General features: G+C 62.4%; 26 protein-coding genes. 2 read left to right on the plus strand and 24 right to left on the minus strand.

The window, feature by feature from the left end:
• Positions 1 to 92: 92 nt before the first annotated feature.
• The 13 genes from KX928_RS12590 to KX928_RS12645 all read right to left on the minus strand — a co-directional run bounded on the left by KX928_RS12590 (position 93) and on the right by KX928_RS12645 (position 9,684).
• Positions 93 to 425 (minus strand): hypothetical protein, encoded by a 333-nt coding sequence (locus KX928_RS12590; RefSeq protein ID WP_219502860.1) that lies wholly within the window; start codon positions 423 to 425, stop codon positions 93 to 95.
• A 15-nt stretch (positions 426 to 440) separates the two neighbouring features.
• Positions 441 to 1,367, minus strand: coding sequence for a phage tail tube protein (locus KX928_RS12595; RefSeq protein ID WP_219502863.1), 927 nt, complete (start codon positions 1,365 to 1,367; stop codon positions 441 to 443).
• 3 nt (positions 1,368 to 1,370) lie between these two features.
• Complete coding sequence (locus KX928_RS24050; RefSeq protein ID WP_257883744.1) at positions 1,371 to 1,496, minus strand: hypothetical protein; 126 nt, start codon at positions 1,494 to 1,496, stop codon at positions 1,371 to 1,373.
• On the minus strand, positions 1,496 to 1,924 hold the full coding sequence (locus KX928_RS12600; RefSeq protein ID WP_219502866.1) for a phage tail terminator protein: 429 nt from the start codon (positions 1,922 to 1,924) through the stop codon (positions 1,496 to 1,498). Before KX928_RS12600 ends, KX928_RS24050 begins: the two co-directional genes overlap by 1 nt.
• Positions 1,924 to 2,352 carry a gp436 family protein gene (locus KX928_RS12605; protein ID WP_219502869.1) on the minus strand — a complete coding sequence of 143 codons (429 nt, stop codon included), beginning with the start codon at positions 2,350 to 2,352 and terminating at the stop codon, positions 1,924 to 1,926. Before KX928_RS12605 ends, KX928_RS12600 begins: the two co-directional genes overlap by 1 nt.
• 57 nt (positions 2,353 to 2,409) lie before the next feature.
• Positions 2,410 to 3,078, minus strand: a complete 669-nt coding sequence (locus KX928_RS12610) for an HI1506-related protein (protein ID WP_219502872.1) — start codon at positions 3,076 to 3,078, stop codon at positions 2,410 to 2,412.
• 109 nt (positions 3,079 to 3,187) lie between these two features.
• Positions 3,188 to 4,078 carry a Mu-like prophage major head subunit gpT family protein gene (locus tag KX928_RS12615; protein ID WP_219502874.1) on the minus strand — a complete coding sequence of 297 codons (891 nt, stop codon included), beginning with the start codon at positions 4,076 to 4,078 and terminating at the stop codon, positions 3,188 to 3,190.
• Between the two features lie 11 nt (positions 4,079 to 4,089).
• Entirely contained in the window at positions 4,090 to 4,527 is a 438-nt protein-coding gene (locus KX928_RS12620; RefSeq protein WP_219502877.1) for a hypothetical protein, read from the minus strand.
• Entirely contained in the window at positions 4,528 to 5,628 is a 1,101-nt protein-coding gene (locus KX928_RS12625) for a phage protease (protein ID WP_219502880.1), read from the minus strand.
• 104 nt (positions 5,629 to 5,732) lie between these two features.
• Positions 5,733 to 6,233, minus strand: a complete 501-nt coding sequence (locus KX928_RS12630; protein ID WP_219502883.1) for a phage virion morphogenesis protein — start codon at positions 6,231 to 6,233, stop codon at positions 5,733 to 5,735.
• Between the two features lie 124 nt (positions 6,234 to 6,357).
• The gene (locus KX928_RS12635; RefSeq protein WP_219502886.1) at positions 6,358 to 7,512 is read right to left on the minus strand and encodes a phage head morphogenesis protein; all 1,155 of its coding nucleotides are present in this window, start codon (positions 7,510 to 7,512) and stop codon (positions 6,358 to 6,360) included.
• Positions 7,505 to 9,130 carry a DUF935 domain-containing protein gene (locus tag KX928_RS12640; protein ID WP_219502890.1) on the minus strand — a complete coding sequence of 542 codons (1,626 nt, stop codon included), beginning with the start codon at positions 9,128 to 9,130 and terminating at the stop codon, positions 7,505 to 7,507. The genes KX928_RS12635 and KX928_RS12640 overlap by 8 nt, the downstream gene beginning before the upstream one ends.
• A 296-nt stretch (positions 9,131 to 9,426) precedes the next feature.
• Positions 9,427 to 9,684 carry an Acb2/Tad1 domain-containing protein gene (locus KX928_RS12645; RefSeq protein WP_219502894.1) on the minus strand — a complete coding sequence of 86 codons (258 nt, stop codon included), beginning with the start codon at positions 9,682 to 9,684 and terminating at the stop codon, positions 9,427 to 9,429.
• A 126-nt stretch (positions 9,685 to 9,810) separates the two neighbouring features.
• On the opposite strand from KX928_RS12645, the gene KX928_RS12650 reads away from it, so the two are divergent.
• A complete protein-coding gene (locus tag KX928_RS12650) occupies positions 9,811 to 9,987 on the plus strand; it encodes a hypothetical protein (RefSeq protein WP_219502897.1) in 177 nt (58 codons plus the stop codon).
• A 28-nt stretch (positions 9,988 to 10,015) separates the two neighbouring features.
• On the opposite strand, the gene KX928_RS12655 is transcribed toward KX928_RS12650, so the two are convergent.
• The 3 genes from KX928_RS12655 to KX928_RS12665 all read right to left on the minus strand — a co-directional run bounded on the left by KX928_RS12655 (position 10,016) and on the right by KX928_RS12665 (position 13,508).
• Positions 10,016 to 10,846: a DNA adenine methylase gene (locus KX928_RS12655; protein WP_219503823.1), complete on the minus strand. Its 831-nt coding sequence runs from the start codon at positions 10,844 to 10,846 to the stop codon at positions 10,016 to 10,018.
• A gap of 65 nt (positions 10,847 to 10,911) precedes the next feature.
• Positions 10,912 to 11,796 carry a ParB N-terminal domain-containing protein gene (locus KX928_RS12660; protein WP_219502900.1) on the minus strand — a complete coding sequence of 295 codons (885 nt, stop codon included), beginning with the start codon at positions 11,794 to 11,796 and terminating at the stop codon, positions 10,912 to 10,914.
• Positions 11,796 to 13,508, minus strand: coding sequence for a terminase large subunit domain-containing protein (locus KX928_RS12665; RefSeq protein ID WP_219502902.1), 1,713 nt, complete (start codon positions 13,506 to 13,508; stop codon positions 11,796 to 11,798). The genes KX928_RS12660 and KX928_RS12665 overlap by 1 nt, the downstream gene beginning before the upstream one ends.
• An 80-nt stretch (positions 13,509 to 13,588) precedes the next feature.
• On the opposite strand from KX928_RS12665, the gene KX928_RS12670 reads away from it, so the two are divergent.
• Entirely contained in the window at positions 13,589 to 14,080 is a 492-nt protein-coding gene (locus KX928_RS12670) for a coiled-coil domain-containing protein (protein WP_219502905.1), read from the plus strand.
• An 8-nt stretch (positions 14,081 to 14,088) separates the two neighbouring features.
• Here KX928_RS12670 and KX928_RS12675 read toward each other — a convergent pair whose 3' ends face one another.
• Genes KX928_RS12675 through KX928_RS12710 form a run of 8 tightly spaced genes read right to left on the minus strand, consistent with a single transcriptional unit; the run spans position 14,089 to position 17,817 of the window.
• Positions 14,089 to 14,376, minus strand: coding sequence for a ubiquitination-like system serine protease family protein (locus KX928_RS12675; RefSeq protein ID WP_219502908.1), 288 nt, complete (start codon positions 14,374 to 14,376; stop codon positions 14,089 to 14,091).
• Positions 14,373 to 14,927, minus strand: a complete 555-nt coding sequence (locus KX928_RS12680; protein ID WP_219502911.1) for a phage protein Gp27 family protein — start codon at positions 14,925 to 14,927, stop codon at positions 14,373 to 14,375. Before KX928_RS12680 ends, KX928_RS12675 begins: the two co-directional genes overlap by 4 nt.
• Before the next feature lies 1 nt (position 14,928).
• Positions 14,929 to 15,243, minus strand: coding sequence for a hypothetical protein (locus tag KX928_RS12685; RefSeq protein WP_219502914.1), 315 nt, complete (start codon positions 15,241 to 15,243; stop codon positions 14,929 to 14,931).
• Complete coding sequence (locus KX928_RS12690) at positions 15,240 to 15,665, minus strand: hypothetical protein (RefSeq protein WP_219502917.1); 426 nt, start codon at positions 15,663 to 15,665, stop codon at positions 15,240 to 15,242. Before KX928_RS12690 ends, KX928_RS12685 begins: the two co-directional genes overlap by 4 nt.
• A 1-nt stretch (position 15,666) precedes the next feature.
• The gene (locus KX928_RS12695) at positions 15,667 to 16,071 is read right to left on the minus strand and encodes a hypothetical protein (RefSeq protein ID WP_219502921.1); all 405 of its coding nucleotides are present in this window, start codon (positions 16,069 to 16,071) and stop codon (positions 15,667 to 15,669) included.
• Positions 16,071 to 16,583: a hypothetical protein gene (locus KX928_RS12700; RefSeq protein WP_219502924.1), complete on the minus strand. Its 513-nt coding sequence runs from the start codon at positions 16,581 to 16,583 to the stop codon at positions 16,071 to 16,073. The genes KX928_RS12695 and KX928_RS12700 overlap by 1 nt, the downstream gene beginning before the upstream one ends.
• A 1-nt stretch (position 16,584) precedes the next feature.
• Positions 16,585 to 16,905 (minus strand): hypothetical protein, encoded by a 321-nt coding sequence (locus tag KX928_RS12705; RefSeq protein WP_219502934.1) that lies wholly within the window; start codon positions 16,903 to 16,905, stop codon positions 16,585 to 16,587.
• A gap of 3 nt (positions 16,906 to 16,908) precedes the next feature.
• Entirely contained in the window at positions 16,909 to 17,817 is a 909-nt protein-coding gene (locus KX928_RS12710; RefSeq protein WP_219502936.1) for a glycoside hydrolase family protein, read from the minus strand.
• Between the last annotated feature and the right edge of the window lie 80 nt (positions 17,818 to 17,897).

Consider the following 17,897-nt stretch of genomic DNA (forward strand, 5'->3'; position numbering starts at 1 on the left):
CCATTTCTCCGCGTCGGTCCGGGCATTGTCCGCAGGCTGATCGGCGGGCCTCTCCGAGAGCGTGCCGAGGACGGAGGCGCGCCCGGCCCATTTCAGTTTCCCGCGCGGGCCTTGGCGACGGCGGCGGCATATGTGTTGATCATCGCCAGTCGCGCGCCGTAGTTGCCGATCATCGTGTTGAGCAGCTCAGGGCTAAAGGGCAGGGCCTTGCCGTCGTCATCCTGAATGTCGCTCAGGTCGACCACGGTGGTGCGCAGGAACTCGGCCATATCCTCACCGTTCATGCCAAGATCGAACTGCTCGACGGTCTCGGCAGGCTGCACCTTGAACCGCGCGCGGAAGCTGTCCTCTCGGTGCCCGTCATCGATGGGGGTCAGCACTTTCACTTCAGCCCAGAATTTCGGCTCTTTCTCAATCTTGAACATCGGCAGTGTTCCTTCTCAGGTCAGGGTAAGGGTCCACTGGTCATTGCCAGCGTTGGTGCGGGGGACGAGGCGCAGGGGCCATTCGGTGATATTCTGGGGCTTCTCCAGCCCTTGGGGGCGTTGCATCTGCGCCAGAGGCACCGCGATTGTCGCGACCTTGCCCGCGCCAACACCGTGTTGGAGGTTGATGGCGACGTCATTCGCGTTGAAGGCTGCCGAATAAGGATCGAAGGTGGCCAGCGGAACCGCCTGGATCGTACATTCGATCTGCTCGGACTTGCCCGTGATCAGAACTTCCTCCGGTCCGATCAGAAACCGGTTCTCGACCGCGTTACCAAGGTCCATCATGAAGCTGCGGGTCACCAGCGTTGTGCCACCCAGGGTCAGATCCGTGAAGGCCTTGCTGACCTGCTGCGGTTTCTGCCATGTCGAGAAATCAGGCGTGGGCCTCACCGCCGCTGCGGGCAGCGCGAACAAGCCGGTGAACTCGAACATGATGTGCGGGATGTTCTGCGCGTTCAGTTCGAACTTGGCGTTGCCGCGCGCGCCCAGCAGAGCGTGCAGCGTGTCGCCGATGAAAAAGTGGATGGTCAGGCTCTCCGGGTCGCGGGTGATCGGATTGTAGGTCACCGAGGTGCCTGGCACGACGGTTTCCGCCACACCGCAGCCGCGCAGCAACGGCCCCCATGGCGGGGGTGTTCCCGCCGTGCCCGACGGTGCAAGCTCGACCTTGAAACTCAGCGTGGAATGCAGCTCGACCGGAATTGTGCCCTGCGACCCGAAGTAGGGCAGCTCCAGTTCCCGGTCCAGGTCGTTGCCTTCCATCGGTGTCAGGCTGACTTCCTTGGCATAGATTGCCTGTGACCCGGTCGGAACGGCGTCAACACCGTATGTGCCCTCGATCGCTGCGGCGAGGATCTTGTCTTCCCAAAATTCGGCCATGGATCAGGCTCCTTTCGCGGGCGTCTTGCCCATGGGTTTTGGCGTGGGTTTTGCGGGCTTGGCCTTGACCAGCTCGCCGTCCTTGTCGCGGGTGTAGCTGCCGCCCTGTTGCGGAAGAGGTTGGGTCATCAGAAGATCCTCAACTGATCGGAGATCGCGAAATCGATCTGGTAAATGAAGGTGCCGGTGGACGAGCTGACCAGCTCGGCACGGATGAACTTGAAGACACCCATGCCCCCGGGCGGCAGCCACCCGGCGATGGCCTCGATGATCCGAAACAGAAAGCCGCGCAGATCCGCCAGCACACGTCTGGCAGCGGGGTTGTGATCCCGGATGGTCAGAACGACGCTCACGCCTTCGGAGATTTCCTGCGTGTAGGCCCCCGTCGCCGCATCGGCACTGCCGCCCTGAATGCCGCTTGGCAGCACGTGGGCTGCCGGGGTGACCTGCGGCAGGCGCTTGGCGCGGGTCAGCTCCGCCAGATCGCCCGCGCCCTCGACGCGGCCATTCAACTCGGCGATCTGATCCGACAGACGGGTGATGACCGCATCGATCATCAGATGAAGCCTTTCAGCGTCTGCTCGGTCAGCGGGCGTTCGCGGTCGGTGAGCCGTGCGCCGGAACTGCCGGAACCGGGCGCTTCGACGCCGTCGATCGGCAGCGTGACGGAGCCGCTCGAGATCGCCTCGAGAGATTTCATCGCGGCCTTGTAGTCGGCCTCGATCTTGGGATCCGGCTCGTAGGTGTGCAGCTTGTAGATCGTGATGTCGATCGCCAGCGTCCGGATCAGCGCCGGGGTCGCGGCCATGGGCAGTGCGTAGCGCTTGGCGACGTAGCCATCGATCAGCGCGTCCGTGTCCGCCAGCGCCCGGTCGATCACGCCTGTGTCGATCGTGTCCGTGGCCACGTCGCCGCGATCGGTGAGCTGCACCAGCAGGTTTTCACCAAAGCGGTCTGTCAGATCTGCAAGGGTGGTGTAGGTCACGGGATCGGCATCCTTGGGGCAGGGGTGGTGACGGGCGGCGTACCGCCCATCGGTTGATCAGTTGGTGCTTTGCGCTTTCCGGACGTCGACCTTCACGGCCAGTGACGGCTCCGCTTCCAGGGCGGCAAGCTGGCGCTGGGTCAGCTCATTGGCTGGAATGACAACGGGAGTTGCGTCGAACTTGCGCCCGGCGCGCCAGAAGCCTTTCTCCGGGCCGGTCACAGTGACCTCGAGGTCATCCGGGCCGGGCTGGTCGAGCGGGTCGGGCATCGGGTCACGTGTCTCGCCAAGACCATCCCAGATCACGGCCTGACCGGGCTTTTCGAATGCCGTTTCAAGCCGGTTCGAAAGCGCCTCGACAAGTTCGAGCAGCGCGCCGTGCCGTTCCACGAGCGCGACATGGGCGTCTTGCAGCGCATCGACCTGGTTCTCGAGGGCGGCGATCCGTTCCGCCGCCCCCGCGTCGCTCTGCACGGGAGAATGGTTGTCGGACGCAGGTCCGGACGATGCCGATCCTGCCGGTCCTGCGTCCTGATCCGTTGCCTTTTCAGGCGCGGGGGTCTTGGCCTCGGGCGCGGGTTTCGCGTCCTTGGCGTTGTGGGGTGCGGAGGCGGGTGTGTCACCCGCCTCCTTTTGCGTCACAGTGTCAGCCTGTCGCTGATCTTCGGTCGACGCCTGCTCGGGCTCCTTGCCCTTGGTATTGGTGGTTTTCTTGCGCGGTGCCATGAACGGCCCTCCGGGGGTTGGTGTCTGGTGGCGGGGGCGGGGATCGAACCCGCGACCTTCAGGTTATAAGCCTGACGAGCTAGCTCTGCTCCACCCCGCTGCGGTGTCTTTAGAGCCAGTCGGCCAGCATCAGCTTGGCGGTGCCCTTCCACTTGTTGGTAGCGCCGTTCGCCTGCCGCTCGGAGTTCAGCAACTCAATCGCTGCACCCTCGAGCTGCTGCGGCACAACCAGCAGCTTGCCGCGCAGGCCCAGCTTGCGGCCATGATCGCCCGTCATCGTGCCGATCGCGACACGCGCGGCCTCATAGTTCTCGGGGGTCAGTGGCTGCTGTGAGCCATAGGCCATCTGCCAGAAGCCATAGCCCGTGTTGTTGCGACCATCGACGCCGTAGAGGAATTCCTTGTTGTGGAAAACAGACGGGTCATTGACGTTATCCACTGCCACAAACTGCGGAGCTTCGCGGTCCTGGTAGATGACTGGCTTGATTGCCCGGCTGTCGTCCATCAGGAACCACGCGGGACCGGTGCCGCCGCCGGTGTTCGAAACCGTGATGATGCTGCCATCGTCGGCAATTACCGGGTGATCGGTGTCGAAGAAATACTGGCCATCATAGCAGCGCTGATCAAAGCCGCCCGCCAGGGCACCAAAGCACTGCTGGTCAGGATGCGCGCCCGTGGCCCGTCCCATCTCGGTAAAGAGTGGATTGTAGATCCCGAGATTGTCGTCCTTGATGTGATTTCGCTGGACGCGGACGGTCAGTTCGAAATCCTTGTTCTTGACCGTGTACTCATGTTCCATCAGCGCCTGGAGCTGGCGGGGGCCGATCCACTCGCGCATGTTGGGCAGGCTGCCGAGCCATCCGTAGGTGTTTTCGCTGGTGGTCGAAGGAACCACAGTGGCAATCGCGGCGTACTGGCTTTCGACCTGTGACAGACCCGCCTGATAGAGCGCACTGAAGCCGGTGCGGAGGCCTTGAAGTGTTTCTCTTGTGACTAGCATGGAGTTGCTCCTTACGCCGCTGCGGCTTTGGTGAGGGCTTCGTCGAGGCGGACCCAGACGCCACGTGCGTCGAGGCCTTCGATCACGCCAGCGGGGGACCGGGTGGCCGTGGCATCGGTCTTGGCGACCGTCTGGTCATCGACCGCATAGGCCACCGCGCCGATGTCGGCGGCGGTGATTTCATCCGCGCCCGCCGAATTTGCGAAAGAGTAGCAACCAGTGCGGTATTCGATGTTCACATCGCCATCGGCACCGCCAGCGTTGCTCACATCCGCATGACCAACACCGACACCTACCAGTCCGGTGGCGGTCTGGCCGTTGGTGATGAAGCCCGCAGCGTTGCGCATGAGCAATGCGCCGACGAAGAGGACAGCGGTTGCGGCAACAGCGCCCTGGCGCAGGTCACCTTCGATGCGGGGGGTCGTACGCCCTTTGGTCAGAGCCACCATTTAGGAAGCCTCCTTGTTTTCGGATTGCAGGGATTTCGCATAGGCCTCTTCGGTGAGGCCAAGCTGGCTGGCGATAAGGCGCTGATCGGCATTGAGCGAGACCTCGCCATCCTTCGGCGCGGGCGGCTCGAGGGTGGTGGCCGTTTTGCCCAGCTTGGGCAACGCGGCAATCAGAGCGGCGGCGTTTTCGGGATCTGCCTGATGCAGGGCAATCCACTTGTCCTTGGAGGCCTCGTTGACGCCCGCGCGGCGCTCGGCCAGCGCGGTCTGAAAGAAGCTCTCGGAGGCGGCGTCGGACTGACCTTCCTGCAGCGATGTGACGGTCGCGCTCAGCTCGGTCACGGTCGAGGTCAGCGCGGCGTTGCTGGCCTGAAGGGCTGCGATGGTTTTGTCGTCGCTCTTCGTCGCGGCCTGGGCGGCGGCGACAATCGCATCGGGCTTGGCGTCGGCCTCAAGGCCCAGGGCAACGCCCACCTCGCCAAGCGCGGACTGCATTGCGGCATCGCTGCCCTTGCCCTTCATCTTGGCCGAAAGGGCTTTCATGATGTCATCATCCGATGACGCGGCATCGATGCTGAGCATCTCGATCAGTTTTTCGCGGAAGTTCATCCCGGTCTCCTGTTGGTGAAGCGAGGTCATGCCCCGCAGGTTTGGTTTGTTCACAAGGCTGGCGCGCAGGATCGCTTGAATGGTTTTCGGGCCATTCTTCGGATGCACGATGACCGGGCTGATCCCGCGATAGGCACGCGAGGTGACCAGTTCAGCGCCCTGCGTTGTCCACTCCACCTGACCCCAAATCCCGTCGGGGCGGGCTTCCATCGCGACAATCCAGCCGCGCGCCGGAGCAGGCTGGCCGCTTGGGGCCGCAAGATCGGTGGCGTGGTTTTCGTCAATGGGCAGCCTGTCATCGACTGCAAAACTTGCAGCGATGATCTGGTCCGGGTTCGTTACATGGTAGGGACCTCGCGCATCGGACGTTCCGATCACACCAGCCTCACCCGCCGGAAGCAGGTGGATCCATTCAGGAGCCGCATTTTCCGCTACCGTGTCCGGCAGGGATTGCGCACTCATCAGGGCTGTGAGGTGATCGGCAAGTGTCATGCCGCATTTCTGCCGGATTGGCCGATCGCAAAACATCCGCGCAATTGCGCGGATGCCAGGGGCAACGATCTCGGGTGCACGTTAGGCGGTGTCCGCAGGCGGGGTCAATCCTCCGCCGCTTCTTCCAGCCATTCCTCGACCGTTGCGACGATCGCGGCGCGATCACTGCTCGATATCCCGACGAACGGTCGGGCCGGAATTCTCCCCCATGGGATCGGACTGCCGCGCGATGTCGTGCCAAAGGCACCCTTGGCCGCACCGAAGTGCATGACGGCAGCCTGTATCTTGTTGGTCCCGATCACCAGCTGATCGCGTCCTGCGTCATGAAAGAAGCTCCGGCGCAGGGGCAGGGTGTCCAGGTTAGGCCCGTGCAACGGCCTGGGATCCACGGACAACCCCTGCCGGATGTAGTTGTCGATCGTGGCCTGCGATTTCGGTGCCCAGGGAATGCCTTCCGGAGACACGCCCTCGTCAAACCGCTTCTCGGTGCTGTCCTCCAGCAGATCCCCCAGCACTTCGAAGACCGGCGTCATATCTGACAGACGGGCGCTCAGCTCTGAGAGAGCGGCTTCGACCTCGGCATCATTGAATTTGACGTCAACCATCTCTATGATCCTTTCCTGCAGACGTGACACGGTGATATTCTGCCTGCCGTAGCCTGATCCACGGGTCTGAGCGTTTTGCGGGGTTTCCGGGAAACCGGCTGGCAGGCCCCGCCGTCTGCATCCTTCACTCGGACTTGTTGATGAACTGGCGCACCTTGCGGTCCCGGTCACGATCTTTCCGCGAGAGCTTCAGGTAACTCAGCACAAAGAGCTCGTCCTGCTCGACCACCGCCTTGACGACGAGGATCTGGCCACCGCCTTCAGGATCCTCATGGATGAAGACGCGGCGGTTGGAGCCCTGAGACAGTTTCCGGGTGGCCTTGTCGACGGCACGCTGGATCAGCTTGTAATCCGCCACCGTCAGATCGGGGTGATTGCGGAGTTGCTTTGCCACCGTGTCAGGCGACAACACAGCGGTTCGGGTCCGGACCTTCAGGGCCTCGGCGTCGGCCCTGGCGATCCGGGCAACCGGCCACTTGCCGACGGGGTTGGCAAACCAGCTCTCAAAGGCGCGGCCCTGCAGCCAGTCCTGGATAAGATCGATCGCGGGTCGGGACGGGAGCTGATCGACTTTGGGCTTCAGCGCGCGGATCGTATCATCCACCGTCGCCCCCGGCGCGTAGTCCCAGCCCTTGTCGATCCCAACGGGAGCACCTGTGCGCGGATCCCGCGTCGCCCAGTCCGGCGGCAAGGTCACGTCGGGCTTGCCACCCACCCGGATCGCCCCGGCAAGGGTGCGGGCACCACGCACGAAACAGGCGCAGCCCCAGCCATTGATCGGGTAGTGGGTCTTCCAGAAGGGGTGATCCACCGGCAGGATCAGCCCGTCCCAGCCCAGATGCTCAGGCCGGTAGTTCTCCGCGCCTGAGTGGCGGTAGACGAGGTACCTGAATGCCCCGCTGAAGTGCTGGGCGTAGCGGCCTGCCGCACGGGTGGTCGCCAGATTGGTGCGATAGATGACCTTGGTGCGCCATGCCTCGCCCCTGGCCGTGCCTTCGCCGGTCCAGCCGTGCCAGCCGCGTGTCTCCACGATCTGGCGGAAGTCGCGCCGGAACTCCTCCAGCGAGGTGCCCTCAGAGATTGCCTTGTCGACGGCGGCTCCCAGATCGGCGAGCAGGTCGGCCTTGGTCGCCCCGGCCACCATGAAGGCGCGGTCATGCTGGGCGCGGCTGATGTCGTCCCAGCGCGACGTGGGCACCAGATCCCCGAGGCGCAGCCTGAAGGCCGCAACCTGCTCCTTGAAGGGTTGCCGGAAAACCGCGCTGATCGGCTCAGCCATCGCCGACCTGCGCGCGGCCTCCGGCCTCAGCGGCGATCATCGCGTCGGCCAGCACTTCGCCGAAGGCCGAAGCATCGAGTTCGGGGTAGGCGGCGAGCCACATTTCACGCACCTCGGCGAGCGACCCGGCCTGCGACATCATCAGCTCCAGTTGCTCGACCATTGCCTGCATGATGGGGGCGGCGTCCTCATCGAGAAGATCGGCCAGTTCGTCGTCAAGGCTCGTGCGCCTGAGCGCCCCTCTCAGCGCCGTTGAAGCCTGTAGCGCCTCGTTGCCCGAGAGATCGTCCAGCGGCTTTTCTACCCGTTTAAGAATTGGCCTGCGGCGTTTAAATCCATCACCCGGATTTGCATCTGCTGGTTTCTCGGGGGAAACGGTCAGAATTTCCTCTTTTTCGTCTGGCTCCTCGATGTTCAGGCGCTTGTAGAGACCCTTGGTTCCGACGCGCAGGCCGAGCGGCACGACCTTGACCAGCGCGCTGGTCAGCGCCTGGATGTCTTCAGGCTCAGGTCGAGCAATCGAGAGGACCGGGTAATCCTGCTGCGGGCCATACTCGAGATCCACGAAGGGACGTACCAGATCGCGGTTGATGATGGCCGAGAGCGCGCAGGCGTCCGCCTTCTCGATGTCTTCCTGCACCTCGCGATGCTCCTTGCCGGAGCCAAGCCCGCCGGTTTCGGCGTCCGTTGTGGCCGTCTGTCCCAGCACCGCCTTGGAGATCTGCTTGTCGAGCCAGTCAGCGCGGCGTTCGTAGTGGTCCGTGCTGGCCCCGACGTTCGAGCTTTCGATGAACTCGATCATCATGCTGTCGGGAATGATGGCGGCGCAATCGCCCGCAATCTCAGACACGGCCCGGAAAAGCGTGTCCTTGTCCGCCTCCGACGCGCCCGCGCCCCATTTGCCGACGCGCAGGGGTTGGCCATAGGTTTGTGTGAATATCGCCCAGTCACGCTCGGTGTAGGCTTTGAACATCCAGTTGAACATCGCGACGCGCGCCAGTCCGGAGCGCAGTGCCAGCCCCGATTTGGCTTTCATCTGGGCGAAGATGAACTTGAAGGCGGGCAGCGGAAGTTCCTGCCCGTTCTCGTCCAGCATCATCGGCGTGGCCAGATCGGACCGGTCAAACCGGAACCAGCGCGGGTCGCGCCATTCAAGCCGCGCGGGACGCCACTGGCTCATGGAGGTTTCCCAGATGACCTCGGTAAAGCTGTAGCCCTTGCCGATCGCGTCCAAAATATCGAAAAGCTCCAGTGCCAGCTCCTTGCGGGTCAGCCACTTCCGAATGCTCTCAGCGATCCGCTCGTCCTCCGCGCTGTCGGTTGCGGGTTCGACGGTGATGTCGAGCTGGCTCACGGACCGGCGGCGGGTGCCCAGCACGCCGAGGTAGTGCGGATTGCGCTCCTCGATCGTCTCAGCCAGCTCCAGGTACCGGACCGGATCACCGCGATCCGCCGCGCGCAGGATCTCCGCCAGCCGCACCGGGTTCAGCCCTTCACCGGGGTAGCTGGTGATAGGCGATCGCACGCCACCCAGCGTCGGGGCGGCGACCTCCTTCTTCAGCTCGCCCCGGCGCATAGGATTGCCGAAGCGGTCGTAGATTACGGGTTTATTGGCCATTTAGCGGCTCCTTTGCACCAGGTCTGATTTCAACAGTTCGATGCACGAGCGAGCGCGACCGAAATTTGGGAAACCGCGCACCTTGGAATTGTAGTATTCACGCTCTCGGTCCAACAGACGACGCCACACACCATGAAACCGACGCCCGTCAGGCCGTTGCCCCTCAAGCATCGTGCGAATAAGGGTGCAAGCGTCCAAGCAGAGTTGCTCAACCTTACGATCACGCTTTTGCCAATAGCTGGCACGCGCTGCCATGTCGTTCGCAACTTCAGCAGGTGACGGCGACATCAGGTTCCTCACTTCGTCACATGCCGGACGGCGCGCATCACGGCATCCTCAATATGGGTCATGGCAAGGCTCAGATCGCGGCTCGCCATGCGCTCGCCGGTTGGATCGGTGCCGCCCACGGCATGCAGCGTCATCAAAAGGCTGTGCCCCTGCGCCTTGATCTGATCCACTTGACGTTTTTCCAGGTCAGTCAGCTTGCGATACTGCCGCATGGTCGAGTTGTTATGCGTCCGAGCGTCGGATGTGCTGTCGATCCTGTCTGCCATTCTGGCCTCCTGTGTCTCGTTGCGGCGGGCTTGCCATTCTGAAATCCGTCTCACGCGGCGTCTTTCCAGTTGATGGGACGCGATATTGCCCGCATGATCCCGTTCGCGATGCGAAAGGACTTGCCGATGAAAATCCCCCGAACCATCCCGCAGAGCGTCCGCAATGAGCTGGAAGACATGGAACGGCGCCGCACCGGTTTGAACCACGCGGATGCATGGACGGCATTTGTCGACTGGGCTGACCGGCACGGGGCCGAGATTTCCGTCCCCCCGGAACCGGAGGAGGAAGTCACCGCTTGGTGAGCCGTCCCGATGCTGCGAGAGCCCGTGTTCATCGCCCCTCCATATGGTCAGTCACCCACCGCGCATCCAGCGACGTGATCACCAGCTCAGGTGCCTGCGTTATCGTCTTGGACGCCAGTGAATAGGTGGTTTGAACCGGCACGATCTGCGCCCAGTCGAACAGCGCGCGGATCTGGGGTACATCGTTGATCGACAGGATGAAGTCGCCTTTCAGCGCTCGAAGCTGGGCGGCGATGACGTCAAAGTCCTCCTCCGAGAACAGCTCTTTGCCATAATCATCCTCACAGCCGTGATAGGGCGGGTCGAGGTAGAAGAGCGCGCCGGGCCGATCAATCCGCTGGATGAAGTAAAGATAGTCCAGGTTCATGACCGTGACGCCGCTCAGGCGTTCATGCAGCGCCTCGAGGTCAGGCTCCAGCGTGGTCAGGTTGAACCGGGCAGGGCGGTCAGGTGAGACCCCAAAGGTCCGCCCATCGACACGCCCGCCAAAGGCCACACGCTGCAGGAAAAGAAACCGCGCTGCGCGCTGCAGGTCCGTGAGGGTTTCGGGGTCCACCGAGGTCAGCCGTTCAAACCCCGCCTGCGTCGTGATCTGAAACCGCAGCAGATCCAGAAAGGCCACGTAGTGTTCCTGAAGGATCCGGAAGAGGTTGTAGACGTCGCGGCTGCGGTCGTTGATGAACTCGGACCGTGCGGGCTTTGACCGGCGCAGGAATATCCCGCCCATGCCGACAAAGGGTTCCGCGTAGGTGGTATGCTCATGCGCGTCGATCACACGGCACAGCCGCTTGGCGAGATTGCGTTTGCCGCCAACGTAAGGGGCGATGGGTTTGGCCGAAGCCGGTTTTCGTTCACTCATGTTTAAGAGGCTTTCGATACGCAGCCGTCTGAAGGCGGCCATATCTGTCACTTGGTCGGCGGGGGTCATGTGCCTTTGCTCCCCGTGTCAGCGGCTGGTGAGACAGCCGTTGGCCCTTCGCATAAAGCTTTCGCCTTTAGTCTCGAACGCAATTCTCGTTCAACGTGCGCAAGCGCGATCTCCTTGCTTGTCTTTCCCAACACACGGGAACGGGAACGGGCATCGTCCAGGATGAACCCGATATCGATTGCGTCGAACACCCGAGACAGATGGAGGCGGAGGTACCTTTGGTTGCGGGCGATCGCGCCCAGCCAGACGCTGAGAACGGGGCCGGTGTAGTAATAAGGATCGGTTCCGCAGATCGAACGTCGCACCGCCTGAAGGCCAAGGCTGACAGCTTCCGCCTCACCACATGCCACCATCTTTCTGATCAGGCCGATGGCGAATATTGCACCGGGCTTCTTCGATTTGCTCGAGGCGTTGGACGTCGCCAGTTGGCAAGCGCCTGCCTCGACCGCTGCCTGACAGTCGATCGCCCATTGAGAACCGGCGGCGAGTTCGGCTCGATAGATGCCGAGGCCATCGATCTTGATGCGGTCACGATTTACAGCCGCAAACCCTAGCGCCTGTTGTGCGAGTGTCATCGGCACAACCATTGCGGGGATGGCTGTCAAGCCGACAAGCGCGGCTGCAGAGGCCCGGTGCTGACCATCCACGATGGCGAACTTACCCAACTCAGTAGGCGCAACCAGGATGGGCTGGAACTTTGTCCAGTCGAACTCGTCGGCAATTCGCTGAACGGCCCGCCGACCTGTGGCCGTCATCTGCCTCTGATAGAGCGTGTCGATGCCCAGTTCTGCAATTGCTACCATTTTCAGGGAGGGCTGGGGCTGATCCCTCAAAGTAGCCGGCCTAAATCCTTTTAGATCGATGGGTTCCAAGTATTGCATCACACGTCCCCCCTGATCCGAGCGCCCAGTGGGCCTGCAAAGGGATCCCTGACGGCCATATCGCGGTCCCGGCGAGGTGTCATGGACATGCGCGCCTCTGCGCGCTGGTGGCGCTTGAAGGTGCTGGCGGCGCGGTAACCGTATTCGACCCAGCGCATCCGGCTCGCGAAATGCGCGAGCGCCAGTCCGATCGCATAGTCGCCGTGGCGTTTTTTGCCCTTCTTGTCCTTGGCCTCGCCCTTCTCGTTGGTGCGGATCTCCGGCACTCTCGGTATGCCGCGCACGACCTTGACGGCGCGCATGTCGCCCAGGTGGTTTTCATCCGGACCGATGGCGATCATGTCGTCTTCGAAGGCGGTCTTCAGGGGCGGCATGTGGATGCGGTACCAGTCCTGGGTAAACTTGATCGCCCAGATCAGACCGGGGCCGTCCTCGTCCTCGCGCAGTCCGAAGCGCCGCCCCATGTCCTCGGCCACGGTCCAGCCCATGCCGGTAGCGTCGAAGGCCGCGCCCAGCAAGCGTTCCTTCAGGTGCTCAAGCACCATGCCCACCACCAGTTTCTGCTCATCGCCGGGCACATTGCGCATCTCGATCGAGAAGGCCTCGGTGCGCTTGAGGTTCGGCTCGATCGCCAGCACCGGCAGCACTGACAGATCCGCTACGCGTGCAAAGTCGAAGCCGGCAGCGTAGCGGAAGTCCAGGTCGAGACTTCCAAGGACTTCCTCCAGTTCCTCGAGGAAAGGTGCCATCAGGCTTTTCTGCGCCAGCTTGTCGAGATGCAGGTAGTCACCGGGCAGTTCCAGGCGCAGCACCGGCGCCTCGGCCGTCATACGCGCCTCGATGAGAGGGGCGGGGATCCACGACCCCGACGACAGGGACGGGATACAGAACAGTTCCTCGTCAGCTCCGTCGCCATAGAAGTCGATCAGATCCTGCCGCCACCGCGCCTCGCCTTCCGGCGACCATTCATTGCCACCGACCAGGCAGATGCGCGCATAGAGCCCGTCGAGCAGCGCGTCATCCAGATCGATCTTGAGGTGGTTGTAGGGTAGGCGTCCGCCGAGGATGTCCTGCACCTGTTCGTTGAAGGCATTGTCGGCCCCGTCATGTGTCGAGCAGACGATCACCTGACCGCCCCAGATCAGGAAGGCCATTGCCGCCTTGATCAGCTCACCCAGATCGTCGACGAAGGCCGCCTCGTCGATGATGATCACGCCCTCCTTGCCGCGCAACCCGCGTGGCGCGGAGCTGAGTGCCTTGATCTGGTAGCCGGAGGCGAAGCGGATGCGGAAGGTCTGGATGGACTTGTCGCCGTCGATGTCGCCCTCCTCGAACAACCCGTCCTCGATCTCCGAGGCGGCAATGTTGAAGGCGCGCGCCCACATCGCGCAGGCATCGACGAACTCGCGGGTCATCTCCTGAGAATAGGAGATATACATCGCGTCCATGCCGCGCCGGGATTTGGGCCGCGAGGCGCGCAGGACGGCATAGGCCGCCAGCGCCCAGGTCAGCCCGATCCGGCGGGATTTCTCGATGAAGAGGACCTTGGTGGAGACCGTGTCGAGCAGGCCCACGGTTTTCGCCTGATATCCGAGCAGAACCTTGGGCAGACCGTTCTTATCCTTTGGGACCTTGTCGACAAGATCGTCCATGCCATTCATCGTCTCTCGGCGCTGGCGTTCCCATTCGGCTTTGGAAATCGGGGCGGTCATGAGGCGTACTCTTGTGGAGGTATTGGCTTCCCGACACAGTTCGCTAGGCTCGCCAATCCGTACCTAAAAGGTGATTCCCGATGATTGACATTGACACGATTATCGACGCTCTGGCAGCCGCCGACAGCGGCCTCAAAACCGTCAAAAGTGGGGCTGGCACCATTGAGGCGATAAAACAACTTCTTAGGAATAAGAAGGATGGCGCTGAAGTTGATATTGAAGAACTGAAGCAGCTCATATCTGATCTTCGAGATGAAAACGTTGAATATCGCGAGGCACTTTGGGATGCGCGAAACAAGCTGCTTGAGCTTAAGCGAGAAGTCGAGGAGGCCGACGCCGCAGTAGAGATGCGTGCGCGATACCACCTCAAGAAATTCAAAGCTGGCGGCACGGTTCTTGTTTGCAACAAGGAAGAGCGGATTGACATAATCCCAGAATATGTTTGTCCAAACTGTTACCTCACTGACGCGCTCTTCATGCCGCTTCAGCCTGGTGGTTATGCTGGTTATCAACTTGCCTGCAACAAGTGCGGCCTTTGCGTGAATTGGGACAATCCAGAGAGCTCGATGTGAACCGCGCATCAGCACACCTCCCAATAGCCGTCGCGCAGCCAGCCATGCCAGTGACCGACGTGATTGATGGAAGGGTTCAGCGTTGGTTCTGAAAGTGAACCGTTCCAGTTCCACGAGGTGCCTTTCGGCGGTTTGAAGCCATCGCCAACCAGGATGCGAGCGCGGATCCCGCAGCCGCAGGGACAGTAGTACCAGAAGCCATACTTTCCGCCGCCGTTACCGCTCAGCGAGAAACTTCCCGGCACCTCGGCCTTTAGCCAGGTGTCGCGATCTGAAAAGTGAATGGCCCGGATCATGTCTCGATCCCCAGAATTTCAGCCTTGATCTGGTTTTCCAGCTCCTCGGACATGCCCGCCTGACGCGCGGCCTTGGCCCCGGCTTCTGCGGCCTTCACCGTCGCCTCGCGGGCCACCCGGACCCGTTCATCCGCCAGCAACTTCTCGCGCAGCCCGGCCGATCCCATCAGATCCTTGAGCATGCGGCCAAGGTTCATCAGCGAGGCGGGGTCGAGGTGGCCGTCCTGCTCGCGCACGGAGCGCATCATCTGCATGGCGGACACCGCGATCATGTTCATCAGCGTGCGGTGGATGTCGCTCTCCGCCTCGATGTCCATGTCCGAAAGCAGCGTCTCGGCCATGGAGAAGGCCTCGCGCTGATCCTTCAGCATCTTGGAGAATTCGCCGACGGCGGTCTTGCCGACGCGGATCTGGATCCCGTCCACCTCGAGCATCGTGTTGAACTCTTCGGTAACCTCAACGATGTCACTGAAACCACGATCGCTGAGCATCTGCTTCAGGCGCGCAACCAGCTCCTCCGGGACAAGGTCGAGTTTTCTGGGCGGCGGCATGTCAGCCGTCCAGTCCGAAGGGCAGAACACCCTTCACGGTGCGCAGGCGCTGCGCGACCTCGCGGCCTTCCTTGGTGATCGATGCCACCTCCATCGGGCCAAGGCTCTCGACGGTGATGAACTGGCGTTCCTGCAGCCATTGCAGCACGTCGTGCATCTGCTCGGCTGTGGTGGGCACCCCGGAAGCACGGCACCCCATGATCAGGATGTCGGAGCTGAGCGACCGTGTCGGCTTGCTTGCCTCCAGGTGAGACAGCACCGACCAGCGGCGTTTTTCGGTTTCGACCTCTTTCATCTCCAACCGCCAGTTAGTCATTTGCCTGTCCTTTTTTCTGCGGCCCGGTAGGCGCTTTCGCGAAAACTGTGCATGAGGCCCGAGAGCACCCGCAGCTCTGCCGTGACGCTGCCGCCCAGATGGGCAACCTCGGTCTTGAGGTCTGCGAGCGCGCTCTGCCGCGCAACGGTTTCCATCGATTTCTCGACCCCGTGCACCCGGCTGGACAGCGCGGTCAGATCCCGCTTGACCGCCACGACATCCTTGGCCACCGCACCTACGTCTTCTTCCAGATGATCCACCTTGACCGCGAGGCCATCGGAGGCTTTCGACGCCTCCCTGACCGCGCTCTTGGCAAAGGACTTCTGCCGTCTTTCAACCCAGAAGATCACACCCGACAGGACGGTAAAGGCACCGATGATAACGCCGATGACGACATTCACATTTTGGAGCAGCTCGATCATGTCAGTAGAGCACCCACGCAATCATCGCCCAGAACGTGCAGGCGACGGAGATTTCGAGAGCGATCCTGCACAGCCCGAACTTCCGGGTGCGCGCAGCCGCCAGAATGAGCGGGATCATCACGCTGTAGAGACCAAAGGCGACCACAAGCGACAGCGCCTCCGGGGCCGGGTGCATTTCCCAGAGGTTGATCCCCTGGGATTTGAGAAAGCGCGCGATCACGTAATAGGTCCGCTCGATGATCAGCGCGACAGCACCGATGGCCACCGTGGCCTTGAAGCCCAGATCGATCGCGCTCTGCATCAGCGCGCCATGGGGTGCTGCCAGCACGCGGAAGGCAAGCACCGTAAGTATTGCAATCATCGTCAGGTGGCTGGCGACGGTGTAGGCGTTCAGTCCCATGTCCATCAGCGCGCACCCTTCCAGTTCCTGACCGTCTCCTTGACGGTATGCCCGCCCATGTAGAGGCCCATGTAGGCAGCGCTGAGCTGCAGCAGGATGCTGAAGTCAACGGGGGGCAGGGCGATCTTCCAGATGGCATTCGCCACATGCAGCAGAACGATGTTCCAGAGCCAGAGGAAGCCCATCAGATACATGCCTGCGGGTCGCCACGCGGCCTGCCAGCCGCCCTTGGCTGTCTCCGCCAGCAGGATCGCCTGCCGGGCCTCTGTCTCGGCCACATAGAGCGCGATCATTTCCGGTGTCCTGGCCTCAACTTCCAGCACCGCCTCGCGCATCACGTCTGGCGAGGCGCGGATCCAGTCATCGATGTCTGCGGGCCGGATCCCCGCCCGTTCGGCCACGGCCTCGGCCACGCTCTCCGCCAGCCGCGCATTGCCTGGTCCGATCCTGTCGGACAGGATCTTGCGGATGATGGGCGCGCCGATTTCAGTGGCCAGCGCGATCAGGGCGGCACTCATGTCAACCCTCCTCGCCCGGAACAGGCGGTTCGGGTGCAGGAACCTCCAGGGTGGCCCAACTGGTCCCCACGGCAATGCCGCAGGCAATTCCGTCGGGTCTGAGCAGGATGACAGTGAACGTGCCCCCCCCCGGCTCTCCCATGATGATCAATTGGTGTTCGTTGGGCTGGATCCCGACCCAGATTGTCTCTTCGCCGTACTCGTCGGCCAGTTTTTTCTGGGCGAGTTCCAGCGGGGCGCATCCAGCCGAGGCAGGCGCGGCGGCGAAAGACAGAACGGCCAACAGGGGCAGCAGCAACAGAAGGTTCAAAAGCGATTTCATGGGTTAAATTCCTCTCAGTTTTTGGGCGAGTTTTGGGAAACGGGTCTGCACCTTGACGGCCACCGCGTCGCGGTAGGTCCACGCGAGGTAGAGGGCTGCAAGAATGCCTGCGATCAACGCAACCGTGATGATCCCAACCGCGATATCCAGCGGCACTGCCTCGGCGGCACCGGCACCGCCGGACACAGCCGCGCCGGTCGCGGTCGTGTTGGTGGTCGTTTTGACCTTGCTGCGGGCGTCCAGTCGCCGCTGCAGGGTCGAGAGCGTGGCGCGACCGATGATGCCGTCGACGGTCAGATCGTGATCGGCCTGAAAACTGACGACGGCGGCTGCGCTGATACCGCGCCTGTCAGCGCTGGGATCGTATCCAAGGAGCGCGAGGGCGCTGTGGATCTCGGCCAGCTCCGCTTCGGTCAGGCTAACGACGATCCGCGCGAAGCGGGTATCCCGTTGAGGCACAGGCTGACTGCCGTAATTGCCGTCACGGATCAGCAAAAACTCTTCCTCGCGGCGACGGACAAGACCGGGCAGCACCCTGCCGCCGCCCTTGCGCCAGAGCCGGATTTTCGAGGCGACCTCGCCCCATTTGCCTGCGCGCCATGCCGCCACCCAGGAGGCGCGATGGATCGCGCCGGTGTTCCAGTCAAAGCTGACACCGCCGTCGAACTCGAACTGGTTGGCGCGGGGCATCGCCACCAGAACGCGCGGTTCGTAATTGTTTCTCAGCGCGCGGGACAGCATTGCGCTGGCCTCTGGGCGGGTGATCTTCATGCCTGCCTTGGGGGTGACGACGCCTGAGGCCTTGGTCAGGCCCGCGCCGATGGTCCAGATGCCCACCGGATCACGGTAAGCCTTCAGAACGACACCTTCGTGGCGCTCGAGAAATGCAATGCCTTCGGCGCTTGTGTGCATGATCTGACCCCGGAGATTTCGCGAGGCCCGGCGCGCCCGCGTTACCGGTCCAGAATGGCCGGTCGGGCGTGTCCAGAACA

It is taken from the genome of Roseobacter insulae (assembly GCF_019375555.1).
Classification (GTDB): domain Bacteria; phylum Pseudomonadota; class Alphaproteobacteria; order Rhodobacterales; family Rhodobacteraceae; genus Roseobacter; species Roseobacter insulae.

What these genes read in the sequence shown, in the direction of transcription:
- KX928_RS12630 (WP_219502883.1), bottom strand. Translation starts at nt 6,233, where the DNA reads ATGGTTGACGTCAAATTCAATGATGCCGAGGTCGAAGCCGCTCTCTCA.
- KX928_RS12710 (WP_219502936.1), bottom strand. Translation starts at nt 17,817, where the DNA reads ATGCACACAAGCGCCGAAGGCATTGCATTTCTCGAGCGCCACGAAGGT.
- KX928_RS12620 (WP_219502877.1), bottom strand. Translation starts at nt 4,527, where the DNA reads ATGGTGGCTCTGACCAAAGGGCGTACGACCCCCCGCATCGAAGGTGAC.
- KX928_RS12675 (WP_219502908.1), bottom strand. Translation starts at nt 14,376, where the DNA reads ATGATCCGGGCCATTCACTTTTCAGATCGCGACACCTGGCTAAAGGCC.
- KX928_RS24050 (WP_257883744.1), bottom strand. Translation starts at nt 1,496, where the DNA reads ATGACCCAACCTCTTCCGCAACAGGGCGGCAGCTACACCCGCGACAAG.
- KX928_RS12670 (WP_219502905.1), top strand. Translation starts at nt 13,589, where the DNA reads ATGATTGACATTGACACGATTATCGACGCTCTGGCAGCCGCCGACAGC.
- KX928_RS12700 (WP_219502924.1), bottom strand. Translation starts at nt 16,583, where the DNA reads ATGAGTGCCGCCCTGATCGCGCTGGCCACTGAAATCGGCGCGCCCATC.
- KX928_RS12705 (WP_219502934.1), bottom strand. Translation starts at nt 16,905, where the DNA reads ATGAAATCGCTTTTGAACCTTCTGTTGCTGCTGCCCCTGTTGGCCGTT.
- KX928_RS12595 (WP_219502863.1), bottom strand. Translation starts at nt 1,367, where the DNA reads ATGGCCGAATTTTGGGAAGACAAGATCCTCGCCGCAGCGATCGAGGGC.
- KX928_RS12635 (WP_219502886.1), bottom strand. Translation starts at nt 7,512, where the DNA reads ATGGCTGAGCCGATCAGCGCGGTTTTCCGGCAACCCTTCAAGGAGCAG.
- KX928_RS12610 (WP_219502872.1), bottom strand. Translation starts at nt 3,078, where the DNA reads ATGGCACCGCGCAAGAAAACCACCAATACCAAGGGCAAGGAGCCCGAG.
- KX928_RS12680 (WP_219502911.1), bottom strand. Translation starts at nt 14,927, where the DNA reads ATGCCGCCGCCCAGAAAACTCGACCTTGTCCCGGAGGAGCTGGTTGCG.
- KX928_RS12665 (WP_219502902.1), bottom strand. Translation starts at nt 13,508, where the DNA reads ATGACCGCCCCGATTTCCAAAGCCGAATGGGAACGCCAGCGCCGAGAG.
- KX928_RS12645 (WP_219502894.1), bottom strand. Translation starts at nt 9,684, where the DNA reads ATGGCAGACAGGATCGACAGCACATCCGACGCTCGGACGCATAACAAC.
- KX928_RS12695 (WP_219502921.1), bottom strand. Translation starts at nt 16,071, where the DNA reads ATGGACATGGGACTGAACGCCTACACCGTCGCCAGCCACCTGACGATG.
- KX928_RS12690 (WP_219502917.1), bottom strand. Translation starts at nt 15,665, where the DNA reads ATGATCGAGCTGCTCCAAAATGTGAATGTCGTCATCGGCGTTATCATC.
- KX928_RS12655 (WP_219503823.1), bottom strand. Translation starts at nt 10,846, where the DNA reads ATGAGTGAACGAAAACCGGCTTCGGCCAAACCCATCGCCCCTTACGTT.
- KX928_RS12600 (WP_219502866.1), bottom strand. Translation starts at nt 1,924, where the DNA reads ATGATCGATGCGGTCATCACCCGTCTGTCGGATCAGATCGCCGAGTTG.
- KX928_RS12685 (WP_219502914.1), bottom strand. Translation starts at nt 15,243, where the DNA reads ATGACTAACTGGCGGTTGGAGATGAAAGAGGTCGAAACCGAAAAACGC.
- KX928_RS12640 (WP_219502890.1), bottom strand. Translation starts at nt 9,130, where the DNA reads ATGGCCAATAAACCCGTAATCTACGACCGCTTCGGCAATCCTATGCGC.
- KX928_RS12625 (WP_219502880.1), bottom strand. Translation starts at nt 5,628, where the DNA reads ATGACACTTGCCGATCACCTCACAGCCCTGATGAGTGCGCAATCCCTG.
- KX928_RS12590 (WP_219502860.1), bottom strand. Translation starts at nt 425, where the DNA reads ATGTTCAAGATTGAGAAAGAGCCGAAATTCTGGGCTGAAGTGAAAGTG.
- KX928_RS12615 (WP_219502874.1), bottom strand. Translation starts at nt 4,078, where the DNA reads ATGCTAGTCACAAGAGAAACACTTCAAGGCCTCCGCACCGGCTTCAGT.
- KX928_RS12650 (WP_219502897.1), top strand. Translation starts at nt 9,811, where the DNA reads ATGAAAATCCCCCGAACCATCCCGCAGAGCGTCCGCAATGAGCTGGAA.
- KX928_RS12660 (WP_219502900.1), bottom strand. Translation starts at nt 11,796, where the DNA reads ATGCAATACTTGGAACCCATCGATCTAAAAGGATTTAGGCCGGCTACT.